Raw genomic sequence first — 17,216 nt, forward strand, 5'->3', positions numbered from 1 at the left:
AGGAAGAACAAAAATCAGAAAATCTTAAAATCGGTTATCAGATCCAGCGACAGCAACACCTGGGAATCCCGGTAGCTGTCACTGTCTTCCCGGGTGTAAAAGTAGAACCATTTGTGCTTTGCCGAAACCGCCAGGAAGGAATTTACCCGGCACGAAAAGGCATTGGTGATTTCGGTGCGGATCTGTTGCTTGTTAAAATCCGCCCGCTCCAGGGAATAAAACAGATCCAGATCGAAAGTGTATTTTAGATATTCCCGCCATTCATACCTGGCCCCGACGATGGTTTCAATACCGGAGAACAGCGGTTTTTCCGGATCCCGGGTCTGCTTTTCAATACCCAGCCCCACCTTGCCGGTAATAGGCCCCCTCTCCCAGAGAGCGCCGACAGTTTCGCGGAACAACAGAGGCCGGAGGTTGTCCACCACCTTGACGACCGTGTCCACCTGGGATTTGTGATAGGGCTTGAGATAAGGATTTTCATTATAAGTATAAAAAAACGTTCCCCGGAGAAGATTTTGAAAATAGCTTTCATCCTCCCGGACATAAAAAAGATAAGGCGTGAACACAAATTTATGTTTCAGGTTATAGACGGTGATGTCGATCTTATCTTCCAGTCCCCATTTTTCATAGGTTTCCGGCGGCTTACCTGGAGGAATATCCATGTCGTCATCACGGGCCACCGCGGCATGATCATAGAAATTGGCCAGGGAGACGTCTACCAGGGTACGGAAACGCCGGTCCAGATAATCGTAATCAGAAAATCCGAGTACCCGCTCTCCCCGGAGATCTTCTTTAATTTCATCGGCCATGGTTCTCCAGAAATTCTTGTGAGAAAGGGGCTTGTTCAACCGCTTGGCCACCCGCTCGAATACGGACTGGGCGGAGCAGATCTTGTATCGGCGGCGATCATCAATGGGATATCCCTGGACCGAAACCCCGTCGGTTCCGGCTATGACAAAATCCGGTTCCTGCCCTGCCACCTGCCTGAGATCGGCCCCGGAAACCGAATAGGTAAAGATGGGGAATTCGTTTTTCACCATGCCAAGGATATTCGAATACATGATCGGACCGGCAATCCGACCTGGGGATATGGCATTTTTTTCCACAATAGCAATTTCGGCGTCATACCGGTGCCGGAGAAGCTGGGCCACCCGCAGAGCATCCATCGAAACAGCGCGGCCGTTATCCGGAATAATTTCAACGTCACCTTCCAGGACGAAGCGTTCCTGCCAGATGGACAGCCGGTCCACAAATTCAAGATAACCGTCGTCGCGGATTTCATGGGGCGACGACGGTATGAATTTCAGCTCGCGGACCTCCAGCTGGTCTCCGGCGGAAAGATTCAGCACGTAGAACCCGTCGGGGTTGGTCAGTGTCACCAGGGACCGGCCGTCACCCATATCCACACGGCGGGCCTTGACCGCATAAAGCTCCCCGGTGGCGTCACCGCCGCTGATACACAGATCGATTCGTCCGAATTTTTCCATGATGGCGAAGTTGTCCGGGTAGGAACGGCCGGAAAGCAGAACAATGTAGTCCGCTTCCCGGTTCTTGACCTCGGTGATCACCTGGTCCAGAACTTTTTCATAATCCTTCAGGGAAACGTCCATCAGTTTTTTTTCGGCGGCGTCGATAAACCCCGTTTCCGAGGACAGGCCGATAAAGGCATACCGCCGGCCGTTGATCGGACGGATGAAAAAAGGCAGAAATAACGGCTTGCCGTCCTTTTCAATATTCGCGGAGAGAAGCCGTGCCTGCTTCTCTTTTGCCAGGAACTCCAGATTGCTCACGCCGATATTCAAATCCATGGAAGAGACAAGGGTAGCCGCGCAGTCCAGAGAATCCAGAAAATCCATCACCACCGATCCATAGGAAAACCGGGACAGCAGGCCCGGATAAAAGGCGTTGCCCAGGTCCAGGTACAGGTCGGCGTGATCCGTCATTTGTTCGTGAAGCAGGGACTGGGCCATGATCAGCAAAGGATCCGGCCGGTCATGTTCTTTAGCGGATACGTTGAAGCGGCCGTTGAGGTTTGATGTCAACAGAAACCTGGCGGTCTTTTCCCCGGCGGAGGCCGGAATAGCTGCCGTCAACATCAAGACCAGAAAGGCCCCGGATATCCGACACATTGTCTTGTTCATCACCGGTCGTCCCGACTCCCGTTGATGCCATCGGTATTCGTCTCGCCGTCCGCCTGCCCCGCCGACCCCTGAAGGGCATTGAGCGCTTTATACAGATGATCAATGGTTGACTGACGATCCGTTATTTCTTTTTGCGCCTGCTGCAGTTGCCGCATCTTTTCCATGAGGTCGGCGTCCTGATTCCGGATCAGTCGTTCCTGTTCTGCGGCGGCGGTTTCCATGAGCGTGATCCTGTTGCGGCTTTCATCTCTGGCTTTCTCAAGCGCCGCAATGGTACGGTCTTTTTCCCCGGATTCTTGCCGGGAAACCGTCAAGCTATCATTTAAATCGCTGCACTCCTGTTGACATGACAACAGCTGCCGCTCGAGCAGATCGTACGCTTCTTCCGCCCGGCTTATGTCATCCGCATATTTCGTGGCCATGGCATCGAGATCGTTCCTAAGCCGTTCCATTTTTCTCTTCTGATTGTTTATTTCAGACCGGTAGCGCTCGTTTTCCGTCTTCAGCACGGCATTTTCCCGCAAGGCCAGTTCCGAGTTTCTCTTCAGCAGACGGTTTTCCGCCTGAAGTTGCTCCAACGGGCCATCAACATTGGAGCGTCGTGCCGGAATCGAAACGCAGGATACCAGTGCGGTCACAAGACACAAATGCAGGAATATGTTTTTCATGCCCTTTTCCAGTTATAAAAATGTTGACTATTGGTATACCCGGGCAAAAAAAGATTCAATGAAAATATCGGTTTTCCGGCTATCCATTAAGAAAATGGCTTCGCCGCCGGGGAGGGCGGCGGAACGGGCTGTTCCATTGTGCCGGGAATTGCCGGGAACCGGAAAAAGACGAGAGAGGTGAAACGCAACAATTGTTTTAAGGCCCTGTGTCCAGGTACGGAATGTTATTTTTCATCCGCACGGTTCCGGTCACGGAAATTAATTCGTTGGATGGCCTGGCCGGGTTAAGACCGGGAGGTATGGGGCCGGACACATAGAGGCAGCCCGAGGTATCCCCAATCATCCAGTCGCTGCGCGAAACCGGCGGACCGCCGCGGCATGGCCCCCGCCACCCCAGGAAAACACCTCTGACCGTGACGGCTCCGGATCCATAGCGGGAGGGATCCTGGAGAATCATCCCCGGGCCGACGCCCTGATCTTCAGTCTTGACGTCCGCAGGCCGCGGAGGATGCGCGGATTCGTTTGACTGGAGAGGACCTTCCGCGACCGGTTTGTTCCCGTCCTCGATTTTGTGCGAAAAAGCGGTTTCAGTAAGGTCGTTTTCTCCCAGAACGGCTTTAGGGCCGCCGGCAACCTGTCCGCTGTCGGACGCCCCGCCGGTCGTACCGGATGGTGCCACGGCTTTCACGCCGCAGGCGCCCGTAACGACAACCAGTATTCCCGCAGCAGCCAGCCACATGAACGTTCGTTTCCAAAACATCACTTCAACTCCTCACTCAACTGGGGGGCGCGTTTTTTCGGCGGAATATGGAATGTCACCTGCCGCCCGCCCGCGTTGATCGTCACCCCGCCCTCTTCCGGCATGGCCCGGTCAAATGTCCACGTATACCAGAAGTTGCTGTAGTCGTTTAGATCCAGAAGAGAATCCAGGTCGCTGAAATCACCCGTATAGGGATTGCTCAGATCCATCCAGATGGGGCCCGTCATCTGCCATTCGCCCACATCCGGATCCAGATACCAGAATTCCACATTGGCTCCCCGGCTGTTGGCTCCGTCCTTGAAATATTCGATAAACACGTCATATTGTCCGGGCAGGACATAATCATTGGCCACGTAATACTCTTCCGATACACCGACGTCATAGGAATCCGCGGAGAAAAACCCGTTGGGGGTGGTCTGTCCCATCCAGGGAGCGTAAATCTCCAGGTTGGGTTCCCATACATAGAGATCCAGATCGGCGTCCGTATCCCATGATACATAAAAGGCGAAACCGCCGGGGTGCAGGGTCTCCTCAGCGCCGGACACTATTGTCTCGACCGCGTCCGACCAGACGGTGGACCTGATCTGGTTGCAGGCCAGCAGATTATATTCCCTGAGGTCATCGTACAGCGTGTCGCTGGAAACCTGTCCCCGGGCGGGGACAAACACCGCCAACCCAGTGGCGTCATTGACGGCATTCCCGACGGTGCGATTACTGACCACGGCCCTTGTCACGGCGTTGCTCACTTCCAGGGCGGTATTCCGGACAGCACCGGTAAGAAGACGGTTGGCGATGCGGGAGGCAAAATCATACAGATCCAGATTGGCCGCGTATTCAAACCCCTGGGCATTAGCCTGAACCTGGGCGATCACGCCGGAAACATTGTCGTAGTCGGCGACGATCGCGTTGGCAAAGTTCATCATGGCCGTATGCAGTTCCGGGATCAGCGACATGTCTACCGCGGATTTGGTGATTCTTTCCCCACGGGTGCCCGGTCCGCTGTAATAAGCGTAATATTTTTCCACGATCATATCGGACAGCTGCCGGCCGGTCATATCGGGCCTGACTTTGAGTTCGGCCAGGATCGTGTCATAAGGATCGCCGTCTCCGGGCTCCGTCTCCTCGGAAAAAACCATATAATCGGTGAGCTCGAGAAACTCATAGGCCACCTCGTACATGGCCATGAGGCAGGCGTCAAAATTGATGACATCAAAATGCAACCCGGCGTTGCGGACCGCCCCGGCCAGTTCCGGAAGGGTCATGAAGGAGTCGCTGGTTTCATCCTGAACCGCGCCTTTGAAAAGGACGGATTTTTTCCAGCCCGCTCCATGATCCCAGATCACCAGGGCGTAATGTTTGGCGGGATACGTCGCCCTGGCCCATTGAATAAAACTGGTCAGGGTGGCGGCCGTGCCCATATCGACGTTTCCAAGGGATTGGCCGGCGCCAAGATTGACGTTGTCGGGATTGCCGTCGTTCTGGACCAGAAAACGCAGCGTTTCGCCTTCATAAAATTCCCGGTCGATAACCGAAAAATCCGTGTAGAACTCGCTGAACTCCGCCTGCAGCACGATATTGACTTTTTCATCGGACCCGGCGGTTTCCATTTCGTTCAGATCCACCAGGCCGGCCGTGGACAGGTTGTTGTCCGCGCCCATATAGACCATATAGGTCCAGTCGGCATCAGGAGAACCGGAGTTGTTTGAATTACCACCGCCGCCGCCACCGCCGCCACACCCTGCCAGAAGCAGGCACGTCAGCAGAACCGCAATACGTTTGTACAAGCAGATGCCCACTTTGTTTTTTCCCTGTCGGCTGGTCATTGCGCTGGATTTCCTTGCTGGTTTTATTTAGATCGGCTGCCTTTTTTACAAATTAATTATAACATGACCGCAGTGTTATTTTCAATTATGAAAAATACGGCCATTACCGGGACTGGCTTATTATTCGGTAAGCCGGAAAACAGTTGACATCTAAACAATATCAAACATAAAATATTATAAAAAAGATTGATTATCGATGTCTCGATGCCAACACTGTTGCCCGGGAGTACGCATGAAAAAGGTTGTTCCCGTGTTACTGGTGATCCTGTTGCTGTGGATCAATGCCTATGCCGACCATCCTTCCGCGGATCCGTTTCCGACCTATCCCTGTATCCGCTCCAATGTCGATTTCTGGCTGAAAATCTATACCCGCTACGACGTCACCGAAGGCGTTCTGCATGATAACACGGACCTGTCCATTATCTACGGTATTATCCCCCTGGAGGACCCGAAAAATCCCGGAGCTTCAAAAATCAATGAGGACCGGATCGGACGCATCAAGGAAAAATACCAGGCGCTTCTGATCCGATTGGCCAAATCGCCCGTGCCGGTCTTCCCCGAGGACGAACGGATCATCAGCCTTATCGGCAAGGACGCCCCCCCCTCAAGATATCTGCAGGCCAGTGAACAGCTTCGCTGTCAGACCGGGCAGAAAAGCCGTTTCCTCTCCGGGCTGATCCGTTCCGGCCGTTATACGGATGAGTTCCGGAAAATTTTCATCAACCAGGGGCTTCCCGGAGACCTGGTTTATCTGGCCCATGTGGAATCTTCCTTTGATCTTCATGCCACCAGCAAGTGCGGCGCCGCTGGTATCTGGCAGTTCATGCCGGCCACGGCCCGGAAATTCATGAAGGTCAACGACGCCCTTGACGAGCGGCGTGACCCGACGGTATCCACCCGGGCGGCGGCGGCGTTTTTAAAAGAAAATCATAAGCTGCTGGATTCATGGCCCCTGGCGCTGACCGCCTATAATCATGGAACCGGCAGCATGCTCAAAGCCAGAAAGCAAAGCGGCACCTATGACCGGATCTTCAAGGAATACCGCGGCCCGTCTTTTGGATTCGCGTCCCGCAATTTCTATCCCTGTTTTCTGGCCGCCCGGGAAGCCGCGAAGAACCATGAACGATATTTCGGCCGGGTGGAACTGGACCGCCCCATACCGACCAACACCCTGGTCATGCCGGGCTATGCCTACCTCAATCATGTGATCCGGAACCTGGGAGTGGATGAGGACGTTATCCGGGAACTGAACCCGGCTTTGCGGCCCTCAATATACAGCGGGAAGAAATATGTCCCCAGCGGATATGCCCTGAAGATTCCGGCCGGGGGCAAGGAGATCTCTGCCGATATGATCGCCCGGATACCGGCCGGCACAACCCAGAAGCGTCAGGAACAGGACCGCATCCACGTGGTTAAAAAAGGGGATACCGTTTTCCGCATCGCCCGGATGCACAAGATCGACCCCACGGATTTGCTGGCCGCCAATAATCTTTCCCGCCAGGCCGTCATCCGCCCGGGGCAGAACCTGAAAATCCCCGACTCCGCGATTTACGCCGATTAATCCGGATTCAAAAGTTTAAACCCCAGGTCCGGTTCCAGCAGCCGCCGGGCGGGCGTGTCCAGCAGTTCCAGGACAATGATCTCCATGATCTGCCAGGTGGCGACACCGCTGCGGACGCAGCCTGTTATCGTATTCGTCTTCCGGCCGCAGGCCATGTGCATGTGCAGCAGGGGATTGCCGGCTTCGTCCGGAAAGATCGTGCCGACCCCGGCGATTTCATGCACATTGTCGAGGACCTGTTTCATGGGATTAACCGGGCGGGCGCATCCGTCTTCCGGTCCCACCACCAGGGTGCTGCCCCGGTCCGCTCCGCCGACGGCAATCAGGGCCGCCGCTTTTATCGTCTTTTCCCGGGCAAACTTTTCAATGATCTCGTGTACGATTTCACCGTCTTCCAGGCGAATCACAAATATGCGGCCCTGCCGGGCTTCAGAAAACTTCATCGTTTTCTCCTTTAGACTGGTTATTATCTGAAGTCATGTTATCCGGTCATCCATAACACAAACCGTCCCCTGATCCGAACAGAAAAAACGATCCCCGTTGACCGGACCGATGATACCTGTTACATTAATAACCAAAATCACGCACACGAACCCGGGGCCATCGCTTCTCGCGGAAAAGGGGGAATCCCGGACAATTGTCATTTTCAAGCCTCACTGAACCTGTTTCCCGATATGTTGCGGAAGATCTCAACATTTTTTTGCGAGGCTAAAAAACAATGAAAACCTATTTTGCCGCGCCCGAGAAGACCAGCGGAAAAAACCTTGCCGCCGAAATCGAAATCGTCAGTCACGATCCGGTTGTTTCCGGGTTGCTGCACACCGTCAGCGGCCTGCTGGCCGTGCTGGACGATCACCGCCAGATTATCGCCCTTAACGATTCCTTTCTCAGACTGCTCGGCATTAACGACCCCGGGGAAGCCCTGGGTTTGCGACCCGGCGAAGCGGTCCGCTGCGTTCACGCGCACGATGAACCTTCCGGATGCGGGACCACCCCGTTCTGTTCAACATGCGGCGCAGCCATTGCCATCGTTTCCAGCCTGGAGCGGGGCCTGCCGGTAGAAAAAATCTGTGCCCTGTCGACCATCCGTGACGGCAAGGAGATGGACCTGGCCCTGCTGGTCCGATCCCATCCGATTCGAATAAACCGGAAAAACTTTCTGCTGCTGTTTATTCAGGACATCACCCGGCAGCAGCAGCGGGCGGCCCTGGAACGGACCTTTTTCCACGATATCAATAATATGCTAACCATGATCGTGGGCGCGAGCGAATTGCTGATCCGCAAGCATCCTTCGGATCTTGCCGAAACCGTTCATCGGGCCGCCCTGCGGTTGATGGATGAGATGGCCGTACAGCGCTTCCTGTCTCAAAGCGAAAATTGGGATTATCCGCTCAAAGCCCGTGATATCACCATTTCTCAGATCTTTTCGGAACTTCATTCGTTTTTTTCAGGACATCCGGTTGCCCGGAATAAACGGATCGATTTCCCGCGGGACGCTGATGAAAATGTTTTGCGCACGGACATTTCTCTTCTTTTACGCGTCTTGTGCAACATGATCATCAACGCCCTGGAAGCCACCGGAGAAAACGGCCTTGTCAAGGTATGGATGACGCCAGAGGAGCGTGAGATCTCTTTTCATGTTTGGAACGACCGGCACATTCCGAAGGAAGTGGCCCTGCGGATATTTCAGCGGAACTTCAGTACAAAAGAGCAGACCGGCCGGGGGATCGGCACCTATTCCATGAAACTGTTCGGCGAAAAGCTTCTCGGCGGCCGGGTGAATTTCACCACCTCGGAATCCGACGGCACGACCTTCACCTTTGCCTGCCCCAGGTAAAGCCGTCAATCCATATGCCGCTCGATTTCGTAAAGAAAACGGCTGCGGCGGTTGAACTGTCCCTTGCGGTATTCGGTTGAGGTAAAATAGAGAAACCGCTCGGCTCGTGTCATGGCCACATACATCAGCCGCCGCTCCTCCTGAAGGTCATCAGCGCTTTCCAGGGACTTCCAGTGAGGAAAAAGGTTCTCCTCGCATCCGGCCACGAATACGGCCTTGAACTCCAGGCCCTTGGCGGCGTGAATGGTGGAAAGGTTGACGCCGGCCTTCCCTTCTTCGTCCTCCTTGTCTTCCCTGATGAGAGATGCCTCTTCCAGATACTCCAGCAATGATTCCTTGCGGGAGGCGGCGTAAACCAGCTGTTCGATATTTTCAATACGGGTGGTGTAGTCCATGGAGTTGGCGTCGGCATACTGTTTGATATAATCCATGTATCGGATCCGGTCGATGACCGCTTCAATGGCCCGGTCCGGTTTCATGGACCGGATGTCATCCAGCAGGCCCAGAACGTCCTTGAGCCCGTTGTAGAGTTTGCCGGAAAGAAGCTTTTGGGAAACGGCCTGGCGGGCCGCGTCCTGAAGGCCCATATCGCCGGTCCTCAATTTCATGACAGAGGCCAGGGCCTTGGGACCGATGCCGCGGCGGGGGGTGTTGACGATCCGCTCAAAGGCGGTGTTGTCTTTGGGAAAGACCGCGGCCAGTAGATAGCTGTTGATATCCATGATTTCCTTACGGTCGAAAAAGCCCCGGTCGCCCAGCAGATGATAGGGGATGCGGGCCTCCCTCAAGCCGTGTTCAAAAAAAAGGGAAGTGAACTTGGTCCGGTAAAGCACCGCCATATCGGTGAACTCCACTCCGGCCCGGTGGAGGGCATGGATCTTGTCGGCCACCCATTCGGCCTCCTCTTCTTCGTTGATGAATTCATGGCATTCCACCACGCCGCCGGTCCGGTCGGAAAAGCAGGTTTTGTCCATCCGGCCGGCGTTGTGTTCGATCAGGTGATTGGCCAGCTTGACGATCTCATCCGCGGAACGGAAATTCTGCTCCAGCCGGAAAATTCTGGCCCCGGCATAGCGTCGTTCAAAAGAAAGGAAATGGGTGATGTTGCTCCCCCGGAAGGAATAGATGGCCTGCCAGTCATCGCCCACGCAGAACAGGTTGTCTCCCCGGCAGAGCAGACCGGTCAGTTCTTCCTGAATATTGTTGGTGTCCTGGTACTCATCCACCAGAATATAGTCAAACCGATCCTGATACTGGCGCCGCACATCAGGAAACTGTTTCAGCAGGTCCCGGGTCAGCAGCAGGATATTGTCAAAATCAACCGCGTTGCGGGATTTCAGCGCGGCCTCGTACAATGTAAACACATCCGCCAGCGGGGCATAAGACAGATAAGGTTTGGCGTCAAAACAACTCAAGGGGTCACCGGAATTTTTTGCCCGGGAAATCTCGGCCATGACGGCCGGCGCCATCTTGATGTCCAGATTCAGTTCGCGGAGGACTTCCTTGAAGGTCTCCCGCTGATGATAGGCGTCATAGATCTGCAGGGGCGGGGTGTATCCCAGCAGCGCGCAATGGGTACTCAGAATACGGAAACAGGCGCTGTGGTAAGTCCGGACCCAGGGATAACGGCTTTCCGGAATCCCGGTCATTGAAAGCAGCCGGCTTTTCATCTCGTCGGCGGCCTTGTTGGTAAAGGTAATAGCCAGAATGCGTTCGGGCGGGCAGCCGCCGGACACCAGGTGGGCGATCTTGGCGGTCAGGGTCCGGGTCTTGCCGGACCCCGCCCCGGCGGTTACCAGGGCGGGTGAGCCGCTGTGAAAAACGGCCTCCTGCTGCTGTCGGGTCAGTTTCATTATTTTACGCTTTCAACAATTCCCAGACCCGGACCAGCTCACTCAAGCCCCAGGCCTGCGCGTCACATCCCCGGGGCGTGTGCGGATAATCTCCATCAACGATTTCGGGTAAATGGCCGGCACAACCACAAACCGCCAGTTCCAGACTCGCCGCCAGCAGGGCCCGGGCGGTCCCGTTTCCGCCGGGGCCATAAAGAATGGACCAGGCTTCACAGAAAAGGGGATACATCCAGGTCCAGGCAGTACCGTTATGATAAGCCGGTTTACGACTGGTATCTTCGTCACCCCGGTATTTCCCCTGATACGGATGAATGGGATCGTTCAACACACGGCCCTGATGTTCGATCCGGATGGGATAAGCGACCGGCAGGTCGGCCAGGCTGCGAATGGCACCGGGAACCAGCAGGGTCCGGCAGGCCTCCAGTATTTTCCTGGCCAGAGGCTCATCGGTAACCGCGCCCAGGGTCAGGGCCAGGAGCTGGTTGGGCCGCAGCGCGTCATCGGCCCTGGCCTGGCGGGCGGACTGACCGGGATCGGCGTGCAGGCAATCGGACAGGTAGCCGTTTTCAAGGACAAACAGATCCATGATGGATTGCCTGACCTGTCCGGCCATGGCACGCCAGCGCTCTTTTCCCGTATTATCGATATCGGACAGGAGCGTCAGGGCGGCATGCCATAAGGCCTGAATTTCGATGCAGTACCCCTGCCGCGGGGTGCAGGCCGGGAAATTCGTATCCATCCAGGTAAAATGCTTGGGACTGAAAACAAGTCCCGTCTCCTTGTCGACGTGAATTTTGTTGTAGGTTCCCCGGAGGTAACCCTCGGCAATGGACCGGAGAATGTCACGGATGGTTCTGTCGCCGCAGGATTCATCCAGAAAAGCCGTGGAAGATTCCGCCCGGACCATGTCGGCGCAGGCGGTGAAAAACCACAGGGGCGCGTCGGAGGTGTCCCGGTTGTGGGCATCGTTGCCGAGGATCATGTTGGGCAGGGTGCCGTCACTCTCAAACCGGCCGAACTGCCTGATCACCGCCCGGGCATCGGTCGTCATTCCCGCCGCGATCAGCCCCCTTACGGCGATGAGCGAATCCCTGCCCCAGTCCAGAAACCAGGGATAACCGGCGATAATGGATTTCAACTCCCCCCGGTTGACCACATAATGGTTCAGGTTGGCGGACAGCAGTGACAGCGGCGTTTGCGGATTACCGTCTCCGGAGCGGTCGGTCCGGGCGTGAGGCGGCGTTTTTTTCCGCGGCGATCCTCCGGACGGCCCGTTGACGACGGCAGCCAGTTCCACCGTGTCGCCACCCTGCAATAAAATTGAAAAATAACCGGGGCTGAAAAGATCGGAATGTCCGTCCATGCCCCGCTCGGCGTCCATGGGGTGTTGAACCATATACTGCCATTCCGGTTCCCGGATAAACCGGCCGCTTGAGGCGCTGAAGCGCAGCTGCCGCGAAACATCCGGGGCAAAAACAAATCCGTTCGCCTCCGGACGCACGGCATTGGGCCAGGAATATTCCGGACCGGTATAGGCCTTGGTGATATAATGAAAATTCCGGTCCTCAATATCCGGTCGCAGTATCAATTGAATACCGATATGATCATCCAGGCCGCCGGGCGTGCCGTTCATTTTTTCCCGGGTAAAACGAAGACAGACGGCATTGTCTTCCGGGTCCATCCGGACGTCGACGGTCACGTCGATCCGTTCGCCCTGGCCGGTGGGAATCCTGAAGCGCCAGACCCCGTGATCGCCCTCTACCTGAAAGGTATCCAGGCAGTCAAAACAGATTTCCTGGGAATAGCCCTGATACACCGTCCAGCCCCGGCAGCGGGTGAACATGATCCAGCGGTCTTCCGGGAAATCGGGGTTGAGATTGGCCGCCAGCAGGGCGTCGTATTTTGAATCAAGCTGCCCCCACAGGGCATGGGCCCGGAGCATCCCGCCCCGGCGATTGGTGCCGAGCAGCAGCGGGGTCAGGGTTTTGACGTCATGGCGGCTGTAACACGTTTTCAGGCAGGCCGTGTCCGGATCCGGAAGAAATAAAAGCGGAGCCTGGATATGGCGATACCCGTCAGCGGCATACACGGTCAGTTCCAGGTACCGGTGACAGGCTGAAAACGGCGTCTCCTGAGGCCGAAACAGCACAAACCAGGTTCCGTCCGACGCGGGAAGGCTCTCATCAAAGGACCACACCTGTCCTTCGCCATTGGGCTTATCGATAATCATGGCACGGAACGGCGCCTCGGCCAGGACCATCAGAAAATGCCCGGGAGGGATCATGACCTCCCGGTTCAGGTCATGAGACCAGCGCCACGGGACGACGCGGCTCTCGCCGGAAGCCGGGTTCAGGCAGCGGCAGTACTCTTCCGGGTTTGCCTTCAGCCGGTCGGCGGCGGCGTCAAAATCAACGCCGGTCACATCACCGGTCCCGTGATAATGGCAATAAATCTCCATGGCCCGGGCCCGGAACCGCTGCCGTAACAGCCGTTCGGGTATCGCCGGGAAATCCCGGGAATCATCGGCCAGATCCAAATCCTCCGGTTCGGTCGACAGGCAGCAGACCTCACCGGGACTCAGATCGCAGCCGGGCAGACCGTCAATCCGGGTAACGGCCACCTCTTTCCCGGTCAGAAGATCGACGGTTCCGGATTCCGGCATATCCGCCACCGGCTCCCAGGACGATCGTACGGGTCTTTCGTCATCCAGGTTGACGGTGATCAGCAGCTTTTTACCGGTAGGGAGATGATGCCGCAGGAGAACGATATGGTTGCCTCCTCCCGCCTGGACCAGTCGCAGGGAAACGGCGTCGGAAAAGGCCGGATGGTTCTTGAGCAGAACCGTCAGGCGGCGGATAAAGTCGATCTGGTTATCAGCAGCGCCCCAGTTCAGTGAAACCGCTTCGTGGACATCAATCTTTTCGGTGGCGAACCATTCCACGCCGTTGGCGAATCCGAAGCCTCCCTGAACGGAAGTAAGGGCGCAAAGCGCGGTCCGCATCCGGGCGTAAATTCTGGAACGGGCGGCCAGACGGCTGTTGTCGTGGGTCTCGGCAAAATGGATGGTCAGTCCGTCGCTGCCGGATATATCGATGGCGCCGGGCAGATACTGCCCGATCTGATCCCGGTCGTAACTCTGAAACAGTTCGGAATAGGCCCAGTTGAAATTGGCCAGGTTCAGGATATCCCGGGTAACGGAAATCTTTCCGCCCAGTCCTTCCAGAAAGAAAATCGTTCGCGGAAACTGCTGCCGGACGATGGCGACGATATAGGTCCAGGCCGGTACGGGGATCATGTATCCGGCATCGCACCGGAACCCGTCGACTCCCCGGCGGCACCAGGCCAGAAACACCCGGGCGATGTACTGCCACAAGTCCCTCCGGGAATAGTTCAGGCTGGTCAGATCCATCCATTTGACGCCCCAGGCGCCCGGCACATGGATTTCACCATCCTCGCTCCGCACCAGCCAGTGCGGATGGGTCTCATGCAGGTTAGCGGCCCAGCCCATGTGATTCACGGCGATATCGAGAATAATTTTAGCGTGGCGGGCATGGACGGCGTCCACCAACTCGGTAAACTGTTCCAAAGGCGTCTTGGTGGGATCAAATTCCGCCAGGGCCGGATCCACCCCGGTAAAATTCAAAGCCGCGTAAGGGCTGCCGAACCGGCCCATGCGGCCGTAAGTCGTGGGCGTAGGATGAATCGGCAGGAGGTGAAGAAAACGGCAGCCCAGGCGACCGATTATAAAATCCAGTTCCCTGATCAGATCGCGGAAAGTTCCCGAACGGGGAATTACCGAATACTCCTTGCCATCGAGCTTGCGGATGCACTCGGCCTCGTCGGGCGAAGGGCCGTGTTGACCGGCACGGTTGGGACCGAACTGGCGGACAAAGGCGTTATAAATGATGTTGGCGCAGCAGGTATCGGCCGGTTCCACGTTGACCACGACGTTGGGACCTTCCGGCCAGGTGGGACGAATGGCGCCCGTTTCCATGAAAAAGCATTTAGCCTCAAAATGGCCGACCTGGGCCAGCGGCAGGGTCACCTGAAAGCGGTACTCATCAACGCGGCGCATGGGGATGTCAAACCATTCCGCGCCCAGGGGAGGGATATCATCTTCGATATGACGCACCACGCTTTCCCGGGTGCCGAAGGCCTGACCGATATTGGTCCGCAGCCAGGCATACCCGTCTATCCTTCCGGAAACCGAAATGGAAAAAACAACGGTATCCCCGCGGAATTTAATCATCCGGGTGCCTGGTGCCGGGGTTTGAATGACGGTGTAGTACATCTTTTTAATTATCCCCTTTACCTCTTTCCCTTGAACCCTGCGCCATGAACCCTTGCCCCCTCGCCCCTATCTTTTTATCGGTCCCGGCAGAATGAACTCATACCGCCGCCGGAAAATCCGGGTGACCATAAACCGGTCTATCCGGCGAAGGACCAGAAACAGGTCCCAGATCCGTCGATCCTGATGGTAGTATGCGGCCACGTCTTTTTCCGTCAACGGACGGATGGCTTCCGGCAGCGATTCGTTCATAAGGGATATGGCCGCGGGAATCAGATCGGGCCGCTGTTCCTTAAACAGGTTGGCCACCAGGTCAATCAGGTTCTGGCGGTGATCAAAATAGCGATCCAGTACGCCGTCAGCCAGAAACAACTTTGTCAGCCGGCGGACAAGAAAAGGAACGGAACGGAGCAGAAGCGCCGTATCCAGCTGCTGCCGCCCCTGCCGGCGAATAAATGGCGTGGAGGTATCGATAAAACAGATCCGGCCGGTATCGATGTCACCGTCGATGGCCCAATTGGACAACTGGCCGTCCACGGCGATTTCCAGATGAGGACGGACGGTTTGGTTAAACTTCCGGATCAGTTCCTGCTGGGCGATAATCCGCCGCAGCAGATCGCCGATACGGTCGGCCGGCAGTGTGTTGATCAGACGATGGCAGAAACAGTCTGACGGCAGGGTCCGCTGAGCGATGTACAGAACGACCGGCCGCCGCGGCACCGCCACCACGGCCGTGTCGCTGTCCGGAATATCAAGACCGGCCTGACGTAACAGCCGGCAATACTCATCATGCAGTTCCGCGTATGCCTGCGCCGCCTGCCGGGAAGAAAAAAGAGGCATGCGCTTGTAAGCGGTGCCGGTATCGCCGTTGATGTGAAAAATAGCCGAGATCTCACCGTATCCGATCATCACGGCCGGGACGGTTGATCGCTCTATCCGTTGCGGATCCAGACCGGCCTCGAAGCGCGTAAGCAGGTCCTGATCAAGCCTCATGGGATCCCCCGGCCGGACCGAAGAAATCCCGCAACTCCCCGGTCAGCTTCAGGGCCCGGTCCAGTCCTTCCATGATCTCATCGGCCTGGTCGACGGTGATAATCAGCGGCGGGAGAAACTGGACAACCGACTTGCGATTATTAGCGTAAACCATGAACAATCCGTTGTCAAAGGCGGCTTTGCACATCAGCTGGCCGCAAAATTCGTCCGCCATCTCCAGGCCCATGAAAAGGCCCAGTTGACGCAGGCCCCGGAGAACTTCATAACGGCCGGCCAGTTTTTCAATGCCGGTCCGGAAATATTCCGACAGCCGGTTGACGTGATCCAGAAAATCCGGGGCCGATGATAATTCCAGCACTTTGAGCGCTACCCGGCAGCCCAGTTCGGAGCCGCCGCCGGTGGAAACATGGATATGGGGATCGGCGTGAAATACCGATTCCAGGGGTTTCCGCAACACCGTGGCGGTAATGGGATAAATGCCGCCGGACATGCCTTTGGCCAGGACCACCATGTCCGGCAGAACGTCGAAGTGTTCAAATCCCCACAATTTGCCGGTCCGTCCGAAACCGGTCTGCACCTCGTCCATGATCAGCAGGGCGCCGCGTTCATGGCAGATGCGCCCAACGGCGGAAAAATAATCCGTAGAAGGGACGGGTATTCCCAGGGTGGCCGGAACGGTTTCCAGAATCACCGCCGCCGTTTCCACGTCAACGGCCGCTTCCATGGCGTTGATGTCGTTAAAGGGGACTTGCCGGAAACCGGGACAGGACGGGCCGAAAGGCTCCCGGTACTTGCGGTCTCCGGCCGCCAGGGCCAGGCCCGTATGGCCGTGGTAACCGCCCAGGGCGGAGATGATACCGGCCCGGCCCGTAAAAGCCCGGGCGACCTTGATGGACAGGTCCACGGCTTCCCCGCCGCTGACGCCGAAGACGACGTAATCCAGGTCTCCGGGCATCAACTCGGCCAGACGTCTTCCCAGATCCGCCCTGGCTTTGCTGATCAGATGGCCGTTGCCCATATCCAGGTCCCGCAAGGCCAGCTCCAGCTCCCGGATGATTTGAGGATGGCGGTGCCCCAGGTTGTAAACACCGCCGTTGCAATGCAGGTTCCAGTACCGCTTCTTTCCGTCCAGATCCCAGAAAAAAGGGCCTTCCCGCCGGCCCATGACGACATCCATTTCCAGCTGCTGCCAGAAACATGCCTTGGCGGAGGAAACATGACGGCTGAAATCAACGATGGCCTGTTGTTTCAACGCTTCAAGAGAGCGTGAGTCCGGAGACGGCATGGCGGGT

Annotated in this window: 11 protein-coding genes; 2 read left to right on the forward strand and 9 right to left on the reverse strand. The window is 56.4% G+C overall.

Annotated elements, in window-relative coordinates; all coding sequences use genetic code 11:
- Positions 1 to 14 precede the first annotated feature (14 nt).
- The 4 genes from AB1724_07895 to AB1724_07910 form a co-directional block, all read right to left on the reverse strand.
- Entirely contained in the window at positions 15 to 2,141 is a 2,127-nt protein-coding gene (locus tag AB1724_07895) for a hypothetical protein (GenBank protein ID MEW6077716.1), read from the reverse strand.
- Positions 2,141 to 2,809, reverse strand: coding sequence for a hypothetical protein (locus AB1724_07900; protein MEW6077717.1), 669 nt, complete (start codon positions 2,807 to 2,809; stop codon positions 2,141 to 2,143). Before AB1724_07900 ends, AB1724_07895 begins: the two co-directional genes overlap by 1 nt.
- A gap of 196 nt (positions 2,810 to 3,005) precedes the next feature.
- Positions 3,006 to 3,569, reverse strand: a complete 564-nt coding sequence (locus AB1724_07905; GenBank protein ID MEW6077718.1) for a hypothetical protein — start codon at positions 3,567 to 3,569, stop codon at positions 3,006 to 3,008.
- Positions 3,569 to 5,392, reverse strand: a complete 1,824-nt coding sequence (locus tag AB1724_07910) for a clostripain-related cysteine peptidase (GenBank protein MEW6077719.1) — start codon at positions 5,390 to 5,392, stop codon at positions 3,569 to 3,571. Before AB1724_07910 ends, AB1724_07905 begins: the two co-directional genes overlap by 1 nt.
- 232 nt (positions 5,393 to 5,624) lie before the next feature.
- On the opposite strand from AB1724_07910, the gene AB1724_07915 reads away from it, so the two are divergent.
- Complete coding sequence (locus tag AB1724_07915) at positions 5,625 to 6,953, forward strand: transglycosylase SLT domain-containing protein (protein MEW6077720.1); 1,329 nt, start codon at positions 5,625 to 5,627, stop codon at positions 6,951 to 6,953.
- On the opposite strand, the gene AB1724_07920 is transcribed toward AB1724_07915, so the two are convergent.
- Positions 6,950 to 7,396, reverse strand: a complete 447-nt coding sequence (locus tag AB1724_07920; protein ID MEW6077721.1) for a PPC domain-containing DNA-binding protein — start codon at positions 7,394 to 7,396, stop codon at positions 6,950 to 6,952. The genes AB1724_07915 and AB1724_07920 overlap by 4 nt on opposite strands.
- 275 nt (positions 7,397 to 7,671) lie before the next feature.
- Here AB1724_07920 and AB1724_07925 point away from each other — a divergent pair, with 275 nt between their 5' ends.
- Entirely contained in the window at positions 7,672 to 8,790 is a 1,119-nt protein-coding gene (locus tag AB1724_07925; GenBank protein ID MEW6077722.1) for an ATP-binding protein, read from the forward strand.
- Positions 8,791 to 8,795: 5 nt separating this feature from the next.
- Here the strand turns inward: AB1724_07925 and AB1724_07930 are convergent, their stop codons facing one another.
- From AB1724_07930 to AB1724_07945, 4 genes are all read right to left on the reverse strand, one after another.
- On the reverse strand, positions 8,796 to 10,643 hold the full coding sequence (locus AB1724_07930; protein MEW6077723.1) for a UvrD-helicase domain-containing protein: 1,848 nt from the start codon (positions 10,641 to 10,643) through the stop codon (positions 8,796 to 8,798).
- A 4-nt stretch (positions 10,644 to 10,647) separates the two neighbouring features.
- Positions 10,648 to 14,934: an amylo-alpha-1,6-glucosidase gene (locus AB1724_07935; GenBank protein MEW6077724.1), complete on the reverse strand. Its 4,287-nt coding sequence runs from the start codon at positions 14,932 to 14,934 to the stop codon at positions 10,648 to 10,650.
- Between the two features lie 66 nt (positions 14,935 to 15,000).
- Positions 15,001 to 15,924: a DUF6206 family protein gene (locus AB1724_07940; GenBank protein MEW6077725.1), complete on the reverse strand. Its 924-nt coding sequence runs from the start codon at positions 15,922 to 15,924 to the stop codon at positions 15,001 to 15,003.
- Positions 15,914 to 17,209: an aminotransferase class III-fold pyridoxal phosphate-dependent enzyme gene (locus AB1724_07945; GenBank protein MEW6077726.1), complete on the reverse strand. Its 1,296-nt coding sequence runs from the start codon at positions 17,207 to 17,209 to the stop codon at positions 15,914 to 15,916. The genes AB1724_07940 and AB1724_07945 overlap by 11 nt, the downstream gene beginning before the upstream one ends.
- Positions 17,210 to 17,216 lie beyond the last annotated feature (7 nt).

The sequence above is a fragment of the Thermodesulfobacteriota bacterium genome (assembly GCA_040753795.1).
GTDB lineage: Bacteria > Desulfobacterota > Desulfobacteria > Desulfobacterales > Desulfosudaceae > JBFMDX01.

What these genes read in the sequence shown, in the direction of transcription:
- AB1724_07935 (MEW6077724.1), bottom strand. Translation starts at nt 14,934, where the DNA reads ATGTACTACACCGTCATTCAAACCCCGGCACCAGGCACCCGGATGATT.
- AB1724_07945 (MEW6077726.1), bottom strand. Translation starts at nt 17,209, where the DNA reads ATGCCGTCTCCGGACTCACGCTCTCTTGAAGCGTTGAAACAACAGGCC.
- AB1724_07930 (MEW6077723.1), bottom strand. Translation starts at nt 10,643, where the DNA reads ATGAAACTGACCCGACAGCAGCAGGAGGCCGTTTTTCACAGCGGCTCA.
- AB1724_07915 (MEW6077720.1), top strand. Translation starts at nt 5,625, where the DNA reads ATGAAAAAGGTTGTTCCCGTGTTACTGGTGATCCTGTTGCTGTGGATC.
- AB1724_07940 (MEW6077725.1), bottom strand. Translation starts at nt 15,924, where the DNA reads ATGAGGCTTGATCAGGACCTGCTTACGCGCTTCGAGGCCGGTCTGGAT.
- AB1724_07920 (MEW6077721.1), bottom strand. Translation starts at nt 7,396, where the DNA reads ATGAAGTTTTCTGAAGCCCGGCAGGGCCGCATATTTGTGATTCGCCTG.
- AB1724_07895 (MEW6077716.1), bottom strand. Translation starts at nt 2,141, where the DNA reads ATGAACAAGACAATGTGTCGGATATCCGGGGCCTTTCTGGTCTTGATG.
- AB1724_07925 (MEW6077722.1), top strand. Translation starts at nt 7,672, where the DNA reads ATGAAAACCTATTTTGCCGCGCCCGAGAAGACCAGCGGAAAAAACCTT.
- AB1724_07900 (MEW6077717.1), bottom strand. Translation starts at nt 2,809, where the DNA reads ATGAAAAACATATTCCTGCATTTGTGTCTTGTGACCGCACTGGTATCC.
- AB1724_07905 (MEW6077718.1), bottom strand. Translation starts at nt 3,569, where the DNA reads ATGTTTTGGAAACGAACGTTCATGTGGCTGGCTGCTGCGGGAATACTG.
- AB1724_07910 (MEW6077719.1), bottom strand. Translation starts at nt 5,392, where the DNA reads ATGACCAGCCGACAGGGAAAAAACAAAGTGGGCATCTGCTTGTACAAA.